The organism is Nocardioides baculatus, from assembly GCF_016735675.1.
Taxonomy (GTDB): Bacteria; Actinomycetota; Actinomycetes; order Propionibacteriales; family Nocardioidaceae; genus Nocardioides; species Nocardioides baculatus.
Genome location: NZ_JAERSG010000002.1, coordinates 474,361 through 488,064 on the forward strand (window position 1 = coordinate 474,361; position 13,704 = coordinate 488,064).

Annotated in this window: 17 protein-coding genes; 13 read left to right on the forward strand and 4 right to left on the reverse strand. The window is 71.6% G+C overall.

Annotated features, from left to right (window positions below):
- Positions 1-52: 52 nt before the first annotated feature.
- Positions 53-1,714, forward strand: coding sequence for a DUF3352 domain-containing protein (locus JI751_RS08025; RefSeq protein WP_201935336.1), 1,662 nt, complete (start codon positions 53-55; stop codon positions 1,712-1,714).
- Between the two features lie 76 nt (positions 1,715-1,790).
- Here JI751_RS08025 and ybaK read toward each other — a convergent pair whose 3' ends face one another.
- Positions 1,791-2,321 (reverse strand): Cys-tRNA(Pro) deacylase, encoded by a 531-nt coding sequence (gene ybaK, locus JI751_RS08030; RefSeq protein WP_201935337.1) that lies wholly within the window; start codon positions 2,319-2,321, stop codon positions 1,791-1,793.
- Between the two features lie 13 nt (positions 2,322-2,334).
- The gene (locus tag JI751_RS08035) at positions 2,335-3,000 is read right to left on the reverse strand and encodes an LON peptidase substrate-binding domain-containing protein (protein ID WP_201935339.1); all 666 of its coding nucleotides are present in this window, start codon (positions 2,998-3,000) and stop codon (positions 2,335-2,337) included.
- A gap of 83 nt (positions 3,001-3,083) precedes the next feature.
- On the opposite strand from JI751_RS08035, the gene hisD reads away from it, so the two are divergent.
- Genes hisD through JI751_RS08060 form a run of 5 tightly spaced genes read left to right on the forward strand, consistent with a single transcriptional unit; the run spans position 3,084 to position 7,429 of the window.
- Positions 3,084-4,385, forward strand: a complete 1,302-nt coding sequence (hisD, locus tag JI751_RS08040; protein WP_201935858.1) for a histidinol dehydrogenase — start codon at positions 3,084-3,086, stop codon at positions 4,383-4,385.
- On the forward strand, positions 4,382-5,527 hold the full coding sequence (locus JI751_RS08045) for a histidinol-phosphate transaminase (RefSeq protein WP_201935340.1): 1,146 nt from the start codon (positions 4,382-4,384) through the stop codon (positions 5,525-5,527). Before hisD ends, JI751_RS08045 begins: the two co-directional genes overlap by 4 nt.
- Positions 5,524-6,132, forward strand: a complete 609-nt coding sequence (gene hisB / locus JI751_RS08050; protein WP_201935341.1) for an imidazoleglycerol-phosphate dehydratase HisB — start codon at positions 5,524-5,526, stop codon at positions 6,130-6,132. Before JI751_RS08045 ends, hisB begins: the two co-directional genes overlap by 4 nt.
- Entirely contained in the window at positions 6,129-6,779 is a 651-nt protein-coding gene (gene hisH / locus JI751_RS08055; protein ID WP_201935342.1) for an imidazole glycerol phosphate synthase subunit HisH, read from the forward strand. The genes hisB and hisH overlap by 4 nt, the downstream gene beginning before the upstream one ends.
- Before the next feature lie 35 nt (positions 6,780-6,814).
- Entirely contained in the window at positions 6,815-7,429 is a 615-nt protein-coding gene (locus JI751_RS08060; RefSeq protein WP_201935343.1) for a hemerythrin domain-containing protein, read from the forward strand.
- Here JI751_RS08060 and JI751_RS08065 read toward each other — a convergent pair whose 3' ends face one another.
- The gene (locus tag JI751_RS08065) at positions 7,430-7,684 is read right to left on the reverse strand and encodes a hypothetical protein (RefSeq protein ID WP_201935344.1); all 255 of its coding nucleotides are present in this window, start codon (positions 7,682-7,684) and stop codon (positions 7,430-7,432) included.
- Between the two features lie 105 nt (positions 7,685-7,789).
- Positions 7,790-8,320 carry an SRPBCC family protein gene (locus JI751_RS08070; RefSeq protein ID WP_201935346.1) on the reverse strand — a complete coding sequence of 177 codons (531 nt, stop codon included), beginning with the start codon at positions 8,318-8,320 and terminating at the stop codon, positions 7,790-7,792.
- Between the two features lie 92 nt (positions 8,321-8,412).
- Here JI751_RS08070 and JI751_RS08075 point away from each other — a divergent pair, with 92 nt between their 5' ends.
- From JI751_RS08075 to JI751_RS08105, 7 genes are all read left to right on the forward strand, one after another.
- On the forward strand, positions 8,413-8,952 hold the full coding sequence (locus JI751_RS08075; RefSeq protein ID WP_201935347.1) for a GNAT family N-acetyltransferase: 540 nt from the start codon (positions 8,413-8,415) through the stop codon (positions 8,950-8,952).
- Between the two features lie 67 nt (positions 8,953-9,019).
- The gene (gene priA / locus JI751_RS08080; protein ID WP_201935348.1) at positions 9,020-9,766 is read left to right on the forward strand and encodes a bifunctional 1-(5-phosphoribosyl)-5-((5-phosphoribosylamino)methylideneamino)imidazole-4-carboxamide isomerase/phosphoribosylanthranilate isomerase PriA; all 747 of its coding nucleotides are present in this window, start codon (positions 9,020-9,022) and stop codon (positions 9,764-9,766) included.
- Positions 9,767-9,769: 3 nt separating this feature from the next.
- A complete protein-coding gene (locus JI751_RS08085) occupies positions 9,770-10,216 on the forward strand; it encodes an NUDIX hydrolase (RefSeq protein WP_201935349.1) in 447 nt (148 codons plus the stop codon).
- Positions 10,213-10,986 carry an imidazole glycerol phosphate synthase subunit HisF gene (gene hisF / locus JI751_RS08090; protein WP_201935350.1) on the forward strand — a complete coding sequence of 258 codons (774 nt, stop codon included), beginning with the start codon at positions 10,213-10,215 and terminating at the stop codon, positions 10,984-10,986. The genes JI751_RS08085 and hisF overlap by 4 nt, the downstream gene beginning before the upstream one ends.
- 27 nt (positions 10,987-11,013) lie before the next feature.
- The gene (locus JI751_RS08095; RefSeq protein WP_201935351.1) at positions 11,014-11,928 is read left to right on the forward strand and encodes an ABC transporter substrate-binding protein; all 915 of its coding nucleotides are present in this window, start codon (positions 11,014-11,016) and stop codon (positions 11,926-11,928) included.
- Complete coding sequence (locus tag JI751_RS08100) at positions 11,928-12,800, forward strand: amino acid ABC transporter permease (RefSeq protein ID WP_201935352.1); 873 nt, start codon at positions 11,928-11,930, stop codon at positions 12,798-12,800. Before JI751_RS08095 ends, JI751_RS08100 begins: the two co-directional genes overlap by 1 nt.
- Positions 12,801-12,826: 26 nt before the next feature.
- Positions 12,827-13,597 carry an amino acid ABC transporter ATP-binding protein gene (locus tag JI751_RS08105; RefSeq protein ID WP_372440557.1) on the forward strand — a complete coding sequence of 257 codons (771 nt, stop codon included), beginning with the start codon at positions 12,827-12,829 and terminating at the stop codon, positions 13,595-13,597.
- Positions 13,598-13,704: the final 107 nt, after the last annotated feature.

A 13,704-nucleotide genomic window follows, 5' to 3' on the forward strand; every position in this document is an offset into this window, starting at 1 on the left:
GTGGGCCGTCCCGAGCCGTTCGGGACACGTGCAGCGGGGGAGCAGAACTGTCATGACCACCACACCGGGGAGCCCGGAGTACCTCGACGGATCGAGCGACGGACCGACCGGTCCGCAGGGTCCGGAAGGGTCCGCCCACGCGGGCGACCACGGCAACGACAACCGCAAGCGCCTGATCGCCCTCGGCGCGATCGTGGCCGGCGGTGCCGTCGTTGCCGGCGGCGCCTGGGCCGCCACCAGCTTCTTCGCGACGGGCGCGCAGCCGGCCGAGGCCCTTCCCGACTCGACGATCGCCTACATGAGCGTCGACCTCGACCCGAGCGGCGGCCAGAAGATCGAGGCCATCAAGATGCTCAGGAAGTTCCCGGCCTTCACCGACAAGGTCAACCTCGACACCGACGACGACCTGCGCGAGCGGTTCTTCGAGGAGGTCACGAAGTCAGGTGAGTGCCAGGACCTCGACTACGCCGCCGACGTCAAGCCGTGGCTCGGCTCGCGCGCGGCCATGGCTGCCGTCGACCTCGGCGAGGACGAGCCGGCGCCGGTCGGGGTGGTCCAGGTCACCGATGCCGGGAAGGCCGAAGACGGCATGGCGACCCTCGTCGAGAAGTGCGGCGGCGCCGAGGACACGGGCGACGGTGCCGGTGGCTGGGTCGTCGACGGTGACTGGATGGTCATCGCCGAGACCGAGGAGATCGCCCAGCAGGTCGTCGACGCGACCGACGGCGGCACGCTCTCCGGCGACGCGGCCTTCGGCCAGTGGACCGGGGAGGCGGGCGACGACGGCTTCATGACGATGTACGTCGCCAAGGCCGCTGCTCAGTACCTCAACGACGCCGCTGGCATGGGCGCCATGCTCGGCGGCATGCCGATGGACGGCAGCGAGATGGGCGACGAGCAGGTGCCCGAGGAGCTCCAGCAGCTGATCGACAAGTTCGACGGCGCGGCTGCCACCGTGCGCTTCGACGACGGTGCCGTCGAGGTCGAGTACGCCATGTCCAACTACCAGGAGGACATGACGAAGTTCCTCGACTCCGAGACCGGCGTCGACATGGTCGGCAGCCTGCCGGAGGACACCGTCGCTGCGATGGGCTTCAGCCTGGAGAAGGGCTGGGCCGACGCCCTCTACGACTACCTGAAGAAGAGCCTGCCCAGTGAGGCCGACACCTTCGACGAGCAGCTCGCGCAGTTCGAGGACGAGACCGGGCTGGCGTTTCCCGAGGACGTCGAGACCCTGCTGGGCGAGGGTGTGACCGTCTCGCTGGGCAGCGGCATCGACCCCGACGCGATCACCAACGGCGGACCGGGCGAGGTCCCCGCCGGCATCCGCATCAAGGGCGACGCCGACGAGATCCAGTCGGTGCTCGACAAGATCAGCGAGCTCGCCGGTCCCGAGGCCGCGGAGTTCCTCCAGGTGTCCGAGGGCGACGGCTACGCCGTGCTCGCGCTCCAGGACGACTACCGCAGCAAGCTCGAGAGCGGTGGCGACCTCGCCGGTAGCGACGGCTACGCGAAGGTCGTCGACAGCGGCGACGCCCAGACGGTGATCTACGTGAACTTCGACGTCGACGACGACTGGCTGGTCCGGCTCTCCGACGAGATGGGCGGCGGCGCCGAGGTCAGCGACAACCTCGCCCCGCTCTCCGCGTTCGGTGTCACCGGCTGGGTCGACGGCGACGTCGTCCACGGCCAGCTCAAGCTGACGACCAACTGATCGAGCGGCGTGAGGGGGATCCCGGACGCCCGGAATCCTCCTCGCACACCGCCGGTGCTTGTGTCGTACGCCCGCGCTAGCGCCCGATGGGGGCGGTCGCCGCTCCGGTGACCGCCACCAGGTCGGTCGGGGCGAGCTCGAGGTCGAAGCCGCGCCGCCCGCCCGACACCAGGATCGTCGCGTGCTCCAGCGCGCTCGCGTCGAGGACGGTCCGGTGCGGGCGTTTCTGCCCGACGGGCGAGATGCCGCCGGCGACGTAGCCGGTGGCCCGCTCTGCGGCGGCGACCTCGGCCATCACCGCCTTGCTCCCCCCGAGCGCCCGTGCCAGGGCCTTCAGGTCGAGCTGTCCGGTCACCGGGACGATGCCGACGACCAGCGTGCCGTCGAGGGAGGCCAGCAAGGTCTTGAACACCCGCGCCGGGTCCACGCCGAGCGCCTCGGCCGCCTCGGTGCCGTACCCTTCGTGACGGGCGCTGGGCGCCCTCCTCAGGGACCGATCAGTCATCAAGGAATCGTGCTCGTAGGACCGCACCTCGTAGGCGATGCCGGCGGCGGTCAGCGCGACGGTGGCCGGCGTGCCGCCGACCGCGCGGCTCTTCTTCGCCATCCTCGTGACCGGGTCAGTTCGGCGACCAGGCCGTGCGGGCGACCTGGGTGGCGGGGAGCGAGGGGATCACGTTGATCGCGCGGAGCTCCTCGGTCAGCAGCCGGGTGACCAGCATGAGGCGCTCGGTGGCGTCGGTGGCCTCCAGCAGCGACTGGCGCTCGGCCATCGGGAGCGGGGTCAGGGCCGACAGGGTCCAGGCGAGGTAGTCGGGGTCGCGGGGGAGGGTGCCGCTGAACGGGTCGCCCTGGAGCTCGGTCATCGCGGCCCGGAAGGCCGTGAAGGTGGCCCGCGCCTTGTCGAGCACCTCGGTCGGCACCTCGACCTCCGGCTCGGGCAGCACCGCGACGACGCCGTGCGGGAAGTCGGAGCCGCGCTGCATCTCCTCGAGCATCAGCCGCTCGCGCGCGACCGCCACGATGTCGAAGGTGCCGTCGTCGCGCCGCTCGACCTCGGTGAGCTGGAGCACGCACCCGACGCGGTAGACCGACTGGGCGCCGTGCTCGCCGACCTCGTAGCCCTCGCGGATCGCGACGGTGCCGAAGACCCGCTCGGCCGGGTCGGCGACCTCCATCAGGTGCCGGACGAGCATCCGGTAGCGGTCCTCGAAGACGTGGAGCGGCACGCTCATGCCCGGGAACACCACGGTGCTCAGCGGGAACATCGGCAGCTGGTCACTCACGTGACCTACCTAACCACCCGCGTCCACGGTGCACCCACGACTCGGGAACGACCCGCCGGGGAACCTAGACTCGCCCCATGTCCATGATCCGCCGCATCGACCTGCGGGGCGCCGATCCGGCGTCCGTCGACTACCGCGCGAGCGTGCCTCGCGCCGAGTTCGACGTCGAGGCCGCGACGCATCAGGTGCAGCCGATCATCGACGCCGTCCGGACCCGCGGGGTCGAGGCGATCGTCGAGCTGTCGGCCCGCTTCGACGGCGTGGACCGTGACGAGATCACCGTGCCGCGGGAGGCGCTCCAGACCGCGCTGGCCGAGCTCGACCCGGCCGTGCGCGCGGCGCTCGAGGAGTCCGTACGCCGCCTGCGCGCCACGTGCGAGGCCGAGCTCGAGCGCGACGTGACCAGCGAGGTGGCGCCCGGTGCGGTCGTCACCCACCGCAAGGTGCCGATCGACCGCGTCGGCCTCTACGTCCCCGGCGGCCTCGCGCCGCTGGTCAGCAGCGTCGTGATGAACGTCGTCCCCGCGCAGGTGGCGGGAGTCCGCTCGATCGCGCTGGCGAGCCCGCCGCAGAAGAACCGCGAGGGTCTTCCCGAGCCGACGATCATGGCGGCGTGCGCGCTGCTCGGCGTCGACGAGGTGTACGCCGTCGGCGGCGCGCAGGCGATCGCGATGTTCGCCCACGGTGCCGGCCCGTGCCGGCCGGTCGACCTCGTGACCGGGCCCGGCAACATCTACGTCGCCGCCGCCAAGCGGCTGGTGCGCGGTATGGTCGGCATCGACTCCGAGGCCGGCACGACCGAGATCGCGATCCTCGCGGACGACTCGGCCGATCCGGCGTTCGTCGCGGCCGACCTGATCAGCCAGGCCGAGCACGACCCGATGGCCGCCTCGGTGCTGGTGACCGACTCGCTCGCGCTGGCCGACGCCACCGAGGCCGAGCTCGACAAGCAGGTCTTCGCGACCCGCCACACCGAGCGGATCCGTACGGCACTCGGCGGCTCGCAGTCCGCGATCGTGCTCGTCGACGACATCGACCAGGGCGTGCAGGTCGTCGACGCCTACGCCGCCGAGCACCTCGAGATCCAGACCCGTGACGCGGCGGCAGTCGCTGCCCGCATCCGCAACGCCGGAGCGATCTTCGTCGGGCCGTGGGCGCCGGTGTCGCTCGGCGACTACGCCGCCGGCTCCAACCACGTGCTGCCCACCGCCGGCTGCGCCTGCCACTCCAGCGGCCTCTCGGTGCGTGCGTTCACCCGGTCGATGCACGTCGTCGACTACTCGCAGGCCGCGCTCGCCGAGGTCGCCGACCACGTGGTCACGCTGGCCGAGGCCGAGGACCTGCCGGGTCACGGCCAGGCCGTCTCCGTCCGGTTCGACCAGTGAGCAGGCCGTTCCCCCCGCTGCGTGACGAGCTGCGGGGGATCGAGCCCTACGGCGCGCCGCAGATGTCGCACGAGCAGGCGCCGGTGCAGCTCAACGTCAACGAGAACCCCTACGCGCCCTCCGACGCGCTGGCGGCCTCGCTCGCGACCGCGATCTCGACCGTCGCCGCCGACCTCAACCGCTACCCGGACCGTGAGTTCGTCGCGCTCCGCGAGGAGCTCGCGGGCTACCTCAACACCTCGGGCGGCAGCGGCATCACGCCACGCATGGTGTGGGCGGCCAACGGGTCCAACGAGGTGATGCAGCAGCTGCTCCAGGCCTTCGGCGGCCCGGGGCGGACGGCGCTCAGCTTCGCGCCGACGTACTCGATGTATCCGGAGTACGCCCGCAACACCCTCACCGAGTGGACCGTCGGTCACCGCGAGGAGGACTTCGGGCTCGACCTCGAGCGGGCCCGGGCGCTCATCGAGGACGTGCGCCCCGCCCTCGTGCTCCTGCCCAGCCCCAACAACCCGACCGGCACGGCCCTGCCGCCCGAGGCGGTGTCGATGCTCTGCGAGGCGGTCGGTGACGGCGGGCTGCTCGTGGTCGACGAGGCCTACGGCGAGTTCCGCCGCTCGGGCACGCCGAGCGCCCTGGAGCTGCTGCCGCACCACCGCAACCTCGTGGTCACCCGCACGATGAGCAAGGCCTTCGCGCTCGCCGGCGCGCGGCTCGGCTACCTGGCCGCGGACCCGGCGATCTGCGACGCGCTGCGGATCGTGCGGCTTCCCTACCACCTCTCCGCCACGACGCAGGCGACCGCGAGCGTCGCGCTGTCGTACGTCGACGAGCTGCTGGCGCACGTCGACGACCTGCGGGTCGAGCGCGACGCCACGGTGACCTGGTTGCGCGGGCAGGGCCTCGACGTGGCCGACTCCGACGCCAACTTCGTCCTGTTCGGCCGGTTCGCCGACCGGCACGCGGTCTGGCAGGGTCTGGTCGACCGTGGCGTGCTGATCCGCGAGACCGGGCCGGACGGCTGGCTGCGCGTCTCGATCGGCACCGCGGATGAGATGGCAGCGTTCCGCTCGGCGCTCACCGAGACAATGACCCAGACCCAGCAGGCCGAGCAGACCCAGCAGATGGAGGAGTCGCGATGACTCGCGTGGCGAAGATCGAGCGCACGACCAAGGAGTCCCAGGTCACGGTCGAGGTCGACCTCGACGGCACCGGGCGCTCCGACGTGTCCACGGGCGTCGGGTTCTACGACCACATGCTCGACGCCTTCGCGCGCCACTCGCTCGTCGACCTCGTCGTACACACCAGCGGCGACACCCACATCGACGCCCACCACTCCGTCGAGGACACTGCGATCGTCCTCGGCCAGGCGCTGCGCGAGGCGCTGGGCGACAAGTCCGGCATCCGTCGCTTCGGCGACGCCACCGTGCCCCTCGACGAGGCGCTCGTCCAGGCGGTCGTCGACGTCTCGGGCCGCCCCTACTGCGTGCACACCGGCGAGCCCGAGGGCCAGGTCTACGCCGCGATCGGTGGCTCCGGCGTGCTCTACGCCGGCTCGCTCACCCAGCACGTCTTCGAGTCGATCGCCCAGCACGGCCACTTCGGGCTGCACGTCCGCGTGCTCGCCGGCCGCGACCCGCACCACATCGTCGAGGCGCAGTTCAAGGCGTTCGCCCGGGCGTTCCGCGACGCCGCCGCCATCGACCCGCGCGAGACGGGCGTGCCCTCCACCAAGGGCTCCCTGTGACCGGTGCGTCGGGTCCGGACGTCGTCGTCCTCGACTACGGCTCGGGCAACCTGCGGTCCGTCGTGCGCGCCGTCGAGCGTGCCGGGGCGTCGGTCACCCTGACCTCCGACTTCGACACCGCGCTCGCGGCCGACGGGCTCGTCGTGCCGGGTGTGGGGGCGTACGCCGCCTGCATGCAGGGGTTGCGTGCGATCAAGGGCGAGCGCATCATCGGCCGGCGCCTCGCGGGCGGGCGACCGGTGCTCGGCATCTGCGTCGGCATGCAGATCCTGTTCGCCGGAGGCGTCGAGCACGGCGTGGAGACCGACGGGTGCGACGAGTGGCCCGGCCTCGTGACGCGCCTCGAGGCCGACGTGGTGCCGCACATGGGCTGGAACACCGTCGAGGTGCCGGAAGGCACGCGGCTCTTCGCCGGCATCGAGGACGAGCGGTTCTACTTCGTGCACTCCTACGCCGCGCGGACGTGGGACCTCGTCACCAACGACCGCACCCGGGCACCGCTCGTCACCTGGGCCGAGCACGGCGGCGACCGCTTCGTCGCGGCCGTGGAGAACGGACCGCTGACCGCGACCCAGTTCCACCCCGAGAAGTCCGGTGACGCTGGTGCAGACCTGTTGCGCAACTGGGTCGCCAGCATCCGCGCCTGAGGGTTAATTTCTCGTCCATGACGGGGACGATGAGCATGAACCAGATCATCCACGCGGCCGTGCGCCGCGACGTGGCCCGGACCGGGCAGGCGCTGCGCGGCATGCGCGACGGGGACGGTGACCGAGCACGACAGATCCAGACGGCCTGGGGCAACCTGGTCCGCGAGCTGACGCACCACCACGAGGCCGAGGACGAGCTGCTGTGGCCGTTCCTCCAGTCGCGCGGCGTGGCGCTGTCGCTCCTCGAGGAGATGGAGGCCGAGCACGTCGCGATGAAGTCGGCCCTCTCGTCGGTGAGCGCGAGCCTCGCGTCGCTCGTCGCGGCGCCGACCGCGGCCAACGCCAGTGCCGCGGCCGACGCGGTCGATCGGGCCGAGGTCGTCATCAACGGCCACCTCGAGCACGAGGAGCGCGACGTCGAGGCACCGATGGGCGACCTCGAGAGCGACCCGGAGTTCAAGGAGCTGGCCAAGAAGCTGCGCCCCGCGAGCATGGTCGACGCCGCCAACGCGCTCGCCTGGATGGACGACGGCGCGGGGGAGCGGGAGCGTACGGCGCTCCGGTCCACCATCCCCGGCCCGGTCGTCGCGGTGCTGACCAAGGTCGTCGCCCGCCGTTACAACCGCGAGGTCGCCCCGGTCTGGCGCTGATCAGTTCGCGATCGCTCCGAGGTGGCCCTCGCCGACCGGCACCAGGCTCGCGTCGACCCGGCCACGGACCGACCGGGCGGTGATCATGCTCAGCACGGGCGCCACGACGGCACTCGCGGCCACGCGCGACCCGCAGGGCTCGCACGCGTGGTGGCTGGACACCGCACGCCCCGGACCGTGCTCCACCACGCTCCGGTGCACCGTGGTCCGACTGCAGGCGTCGCACGTGGCGACGTGGTGGATGGTCGTCTTCATGCCGTCGAGCATCCTGCCGGGGCGTGGGGTCGGGGCGGGATCGTCGTAGAACCACCCGATGTGATGGTGACGTGGGTCACGACATGGCCCGAAGGTGCGCGGACTTTACCGACGACCATGCTCCGACCGGCCGACCCCGTGCTCATCGGCCTCGGCCAGCCGCTTCAGGTTGAGCAGCTGCTTGCGGGCCATGACCAGGTCGCCGACCGAGACAGCAGGGGCGAGCCAGCGGCTGCCGCCCATGACGACCTTGAGCAGGAGGCGCGTCGTCCCGTCGTCCTGCCGCAGGACGACGTACGACATGTGCGCTCCCATGATCCGCGCCGTCAGCTCGCGACCGGGGTCCACCGCCACGACGCGGCCCTGGTCGCGTCCGAGCGCTCGGGTGAAGGGGTCGCCCTTGACCGGCTCCGGCACGTCCCGCAGCTCGCGTGGCGACCTCCGGCCGAGGTTGTCGACGAGGTCGTAGGAGTACGGCGCGATCCGCACCTGGCGCACCCGCGCCCACACCGTCGCGGCGTCGGCGTGGACCGTCACACCGCGCCACGCCTCGAGCGCAGGACGGCGCACGACGTCGTCGCAGCCGTAGCGCCGCGCCACCTCCGCTTCGCTCACACCCCACCGGTCGCCGATCACGGTTCCACGCTACTGACCGCGCAGACGCGCAGGCAGTGGTCCCGCCCCGACATCCGCGCCACGCCCACCCGTCGACTCCTATGCTGCGCGTCATGGCGAGCGACGACGCTCCGGCTTACGAGGTCCGGCCCGCACGGGTGGGGGACGAGGACGGCATCTGCGCCGTCTGTCGTGCCGGGTTCGCGGAGTCGTCGGCCGGTCTGCTGTCGCCGGCCACCGTCGAGCGACGCTCGGAGGAGTACTACAACCCGGCGCGGGTGCGCCACGAGATCCTCACCGGCGGTGTCGACCACCGGTGGCAGGGGTACGTCGTGGCGGTCTCGCGTCCCGGGGACGTGCTCGGCGCTGCGGGTGGTGGCATCACGGACGGGACCGTCGGCCACCTCTACGTCCTCTACCTCGACCCGGCGCTCCGGGGGCGTGGCATCGGCACGGCCCTCCTCGACGTCGTCACCGACCAGCAGCGTGAGACAGGCGTGGTCGAGCAGTGGGTGTCGGTGACGGAGGGGAACGACCTCGGCATCCCCTTCTACCTCGCGCGCGGCTTCGTCGTCCGCGACCGGGTCGTCTACGGGACGACCGGGGAGGGGACCCCCGAGGCGTGTTCGCTGCGGATGAGCCGCCCGGTCTGACGACCCCGCCGTCTCGCCGAGCCACCGTGCGTACGACCGTGGATTCCGTCGCTCCTAGGATCGGGGCATGCCCAGCACTCCCGAGCAGCCCTACCTCGAGCTCCTGCCCGCCGTCGACATCAAGGGCGGACAGGCCGTCCAGCTGGTGCAGGGCGTCGACGGCTCGGAGAAGCGGTTCGGCGACCCGATCGAGGCGGCGCTGCGCTGGCAGGAGGCGGGCGCGGAGTGGATCCACCTCGTGGACCTCGACGCCGCCTTCGGGCACGGGCACAACCGCGAGCTCCAGGCCCGGATCGTCGGCACGCTCGACATCCGGGTCGAGATGAGCGGCGGGATCCGCGACGACGAGTCGCTGGAGGCGGCGATGGCCACGGGCTGTCGCCGGGTCAACATCGGCACCGCCGCGCTCGAGCAGCCGGAGTGGTGCGCGCGGGCGATCGCGACGTACGGCGACCGGGTGGCCGTCGGCCTCGACGTGCGGGGCACGACGCTCGCGGCGCGCGGCTGGACCCGCGAGGGCGGCGACCTCTACGAGACGCTGGCCCGCCTCGACTCCGAGGGCTGTGCACGCTACGTCGTCACCGACGTCAACAAGGACGGGATGCTCCAGGGCCCCAACCTCCAGCTCCTGCGCGACGTCTGCGCGGCCACCGACAAGCCGGTGGTCGCCAGCGGGGGAGTGACCACGCTCGACGACATCCGCGCGCTGATGGGCCTCGTCGGCGAGGGCGTCGAGGGCGCCATCGCGGGCACCGCGCTCTACGAGGGCCGGTTCACGCTCGAGGACGCCCTCGCCCTGACCAGGGGCGCCTGAGGCATGGAGTTCTGGGAGTACCGCACCCGGCTGGCGGCCTACGTCCTGATGGTCGACGACCAGGACCGCGCGTTGCTCGCCTGGTGGAACGGCGAGGGGCACAGCGACCCCGAGTGGTCGCTGCCCGGCGGCGGGATCGACTACGACGAGTCGATCATGGCCGGCGTGGTGCGCGAGGTCTTCGAGGAGACCGGCTACCACGTCGAGCCGGGCGCGCTGCTGGCCGAGCACCACTTCACGGCTCAGGGGCGGAGCTTCGACGGCCCGTTCAAGTCGCAGCGGTTCGTCTTCGAGGCGACCATCACCGGTGGTGAGCTCGGGACCACCGAGGTCGACGGCTCGACCGACTACGCGCGGTGGGTGCCCCTGGTCGAGCTCGAGGGACAGCCGCGCTCGGAGATCGTCGACATCGCCCTCGCCGCCCGCGAGAAGAAGGTGGCCAGCCGATGACCCTCGCGATCCGCGTGATCCCGTGCCTCGACGTCGACGGCGGCCGCGTCGTCAAGGGCGTGAACTTCCAGGGGCTCCGCGACGCCGGTGACCCCGTCGAGCTCGCCCGGCTCTACGACGCCGAGGGCGCCGACGAGCTCACCTTCCTCGACATCTCCGCCTCCCACGAGGGCCGTGCCACCACGATGGAGGTGGTCAGCCGCTGCGCGGAGGAGGTCTTCGTCCCGCTCACCGTGGGAGGCGGCGTCAGCAGCGTCGACGACGTCGACCGGCTCCTGCGCGCCGGGGCGGACAAGGTCGCGGTCAACACTGCCGCGATCCACCGGCCCGAGCTGGTCGCGGAGATCGCCGACCGGTTCGGCAACCAGGTGCTGGTGCTGAGCGTGGACGCACGTCGCGCCACGTCGGCGGAGCAGCGCACCGCGAGCGGTTTCGAGGTCACCACCCACGGCGGCCGCAAGAGCGCCGGTCTCGACGCGATCGAGTGGGCCGTCCGGGCCGCCGAGCTGGGAGCAGGGGAGATCCTGCTCAACGCGATGGACGCCGACGGCACGACCGACGGCTTCGACCTCGAGCTGATCCGGGCCGTGCGCCGCGAGGTGAGCATCCCGGTCATCGCGAGCGGGGGAGCGGGCGCGGTCGAGCACTTCCCGCCGGCCGTCGAGGCAGGCGCCGATGCCGTGCTCGCGGCGACCGTCTTCCACTTCGGGACGCTCAGCATCGCCGACGTCAAGGCCGGTCTGTCCACGGCGGGTCATCCGGTCCGCTGACGCGGCGCGGAGTCGTACGATTCCGGCATGCTGAAGACCTCCGGGCGCGCAGCGTCGCGCCGCCTCGCCCTCGCCGCCCTCGCGACCGTCACCTTCGCCGCCACCGCGTGCGCCCCGACCGACGAGGCCGACACCGGGAGCGACGCGAGCGACTCGTCGTCCGAGTCGACGTCGGAGACCCCGGCCGCTGACGCGTGCACGCCCGACACGCTGGAGACCGTCGCCGACGGCACCCTCACGATCGCCACCGACGACCCGGCCTACGAGCCGTGGTTCGTCGACAACGACCCGACCAACGGCCAGGGCTACGAGTCCGCCGTGGCGTACGCCATCGCCGAGCAGCTCGGCTACACCCAGGACCAGGTCGCCTGGGTGAAGGTGCCGTTCAACAAGGTCGTCCAGCCCGGCCCGAAGGACTTCGACTTCGACGTCAACCAGGTCTCGATCACCGAGGCTCGCCGCAAGGCCGTCGACTTCTCCTCCGGCTACTACGACGTCGTGCAGACCGTCATCACCAACAAGGGCAGCGCGATCGACGGCGTGACCGCGATCGCCGACCTCGCCGACGCCAAGCTCGGCGCCCAGGTCGGCACGACGAGCTACACCGCGATCACCGACCAGATCCAGCCCTCGCAGGAGCCGGCGGTCTTCGACACCAACGACCAGGCCGTGCAGGCGCTCAAGAACGGCCAGATCGACGGCATCGTCGTCGACCTGCCGACGGCGTACTTCATGACCGCGGTCCAGCTCGACGACGGCCTGATCGTCGGCCAGCTGCCCCTGCCCGACGGCGAGCCCGAGCAGTTCGGCGCCGTCCTCGGCAAGGACAGCCCGCTCACCGACTGCATCTCCGGTGCGGTCGACGCGCTGCGCGACGACGGCATCCTCGACCAGATCAGCCAGGAGTGGCTGGCCCAGCAGGGCGCTCCCGAGCTGTCCTGATGCCACCTGAGGCCGGCCAGGTGGACACCGCCTGGCAGCCGTCGGACGTCCAGCGCGACCGCGACGAGTGGCGGCGACGTCGCACGCTCCGCAGCGCGGCGATTGCCGCCGGCAGCACGCTGCTGCTGCTCGGCGCCATCGGGGGCGCGGTGGTCAGCTCGCCGGGATGGGAGCGGGTCCAGGAGACCTACTTCAGCTGGGACAAGGCGGTCTCGTCGTTCCCGGCGGTGCTCGACGGGCTCTGGCTCAACATCCGCGTGATGGTGGTGTGCTGGATCCTGATCCTGCTGCTCAGCCTCACCGTCGCGGTGGTGCGCACCCTGCGTGGCCCGGTCGCGTTCCCGCTGCGCCTGCTCGGGACGGCGTACGTCGACGTGTTCCGCGGCCTGCCGCTGCTCCTGGTGATCTTCCTGCTCGGCTTCGGTGGGCCGGCGCTGAGCCTCCAGGGGCTGCCGACCTCGCCGCTCTTCTGGGGTGGGACGGCACTCGTGCTGTCCTACTCGGCCTACGTCGCCGAGGTGTTCCGGGCCGGCATCGAGTCGGTGCACCCGAGCCAGCGGCTGGCCGGCCGCTCGCTCGGCCTGTCCTACGGGCAGACGTTGCGCCACGTCGTGCTGCCGCAGGCGTGGCGCCGGGTGATCCCGCCGCTGATGAACGACCTCGTCTCGCTCCAGAAGGACTCCGGCCTGATCGCGGTGCTGGGGGTCAGCGACGCGATCCGCAAGGCGCAGATCGAGACGGCGCTCGACTTCAACTACACGCCGTACGTCGTGGCGGGCGTGCTGTTCTGCTGCCTCACGATCCCGATGGCACGGCTCACCGACCGCTACGCCCGCAAGAAGGGCTACCACGGCGCCGGAGGCACGCTGTGAACACCCCACGACGTTCTTCTCCTCCGCTGCGCTCCTCCGAACAACGCCGCGGGGACCCCGTTCCCACCGAACTCCTGCGCCTCGACGGCGTCCGCAAGTCGTTCGGCGACAACGTCGTCCTCAGCGACGTCGACCTCACCGTCGAGCCCGGCCAGTGCGTGGTGCTGATCGGTGCCTCGGGCTCCGGCAAGTCGACCCTGCTGCGGTGCGTCAACCTGCTCGAGGTCGTCGACGACGGGGTGATCACCTTCGACGGTCGCGACATCACCGACCCACGCGTCGACGGCGACGAGATCCGCTCGCGGATGGGGATGGTCTTCCAGGCCTACAACCTCTTCCCGCACCTCGACGTCATCGGCAACGTCACCCTCGCGCTGCGGCTGGTGCACGGCGTGAAGGCCGACGAGGCGCGCTCGCGCGGCCTCGCGATGCTGGAGCGCGTCGGTCTCGCGGAGAAGGCGACCGCCCGTCCCGACGACCTCTCCGGGGGCCAGCAGCAGCGCGTCGCGATCGCCCGGGCGCTCGTGGCCAACCCGCGGCTGATGCTGCTCGACGAGGTCACCAGCGCCCTCGACCCCGAGCTCGTCGGCGAGGTCCTCGACCTGCTCACCGAGCTCAAGGGCGAGGGCGTGACGATGCTGCTCAACACCCACGAGATGGGCTTCGCCCGCGACGTCGCCGACCGGGTGTGCTTCCTCCACGACGGCCGTATCCACGAGCAGGGCACGCCGGACCAGGTCATCGGCGACCCGCAGCAGGAGCGCACCCGCGCCTTCCTCTCGCGCATCCGCTACTGAGCGTTGGGATTCGTCCGCTGTCGGTGCGGAGGAATAGCCTGACCGGGCTCCTTGGTTGCGCACAGCAACTGACGGGCGTGACGGGCGTGACGTGCCCATGACGATGT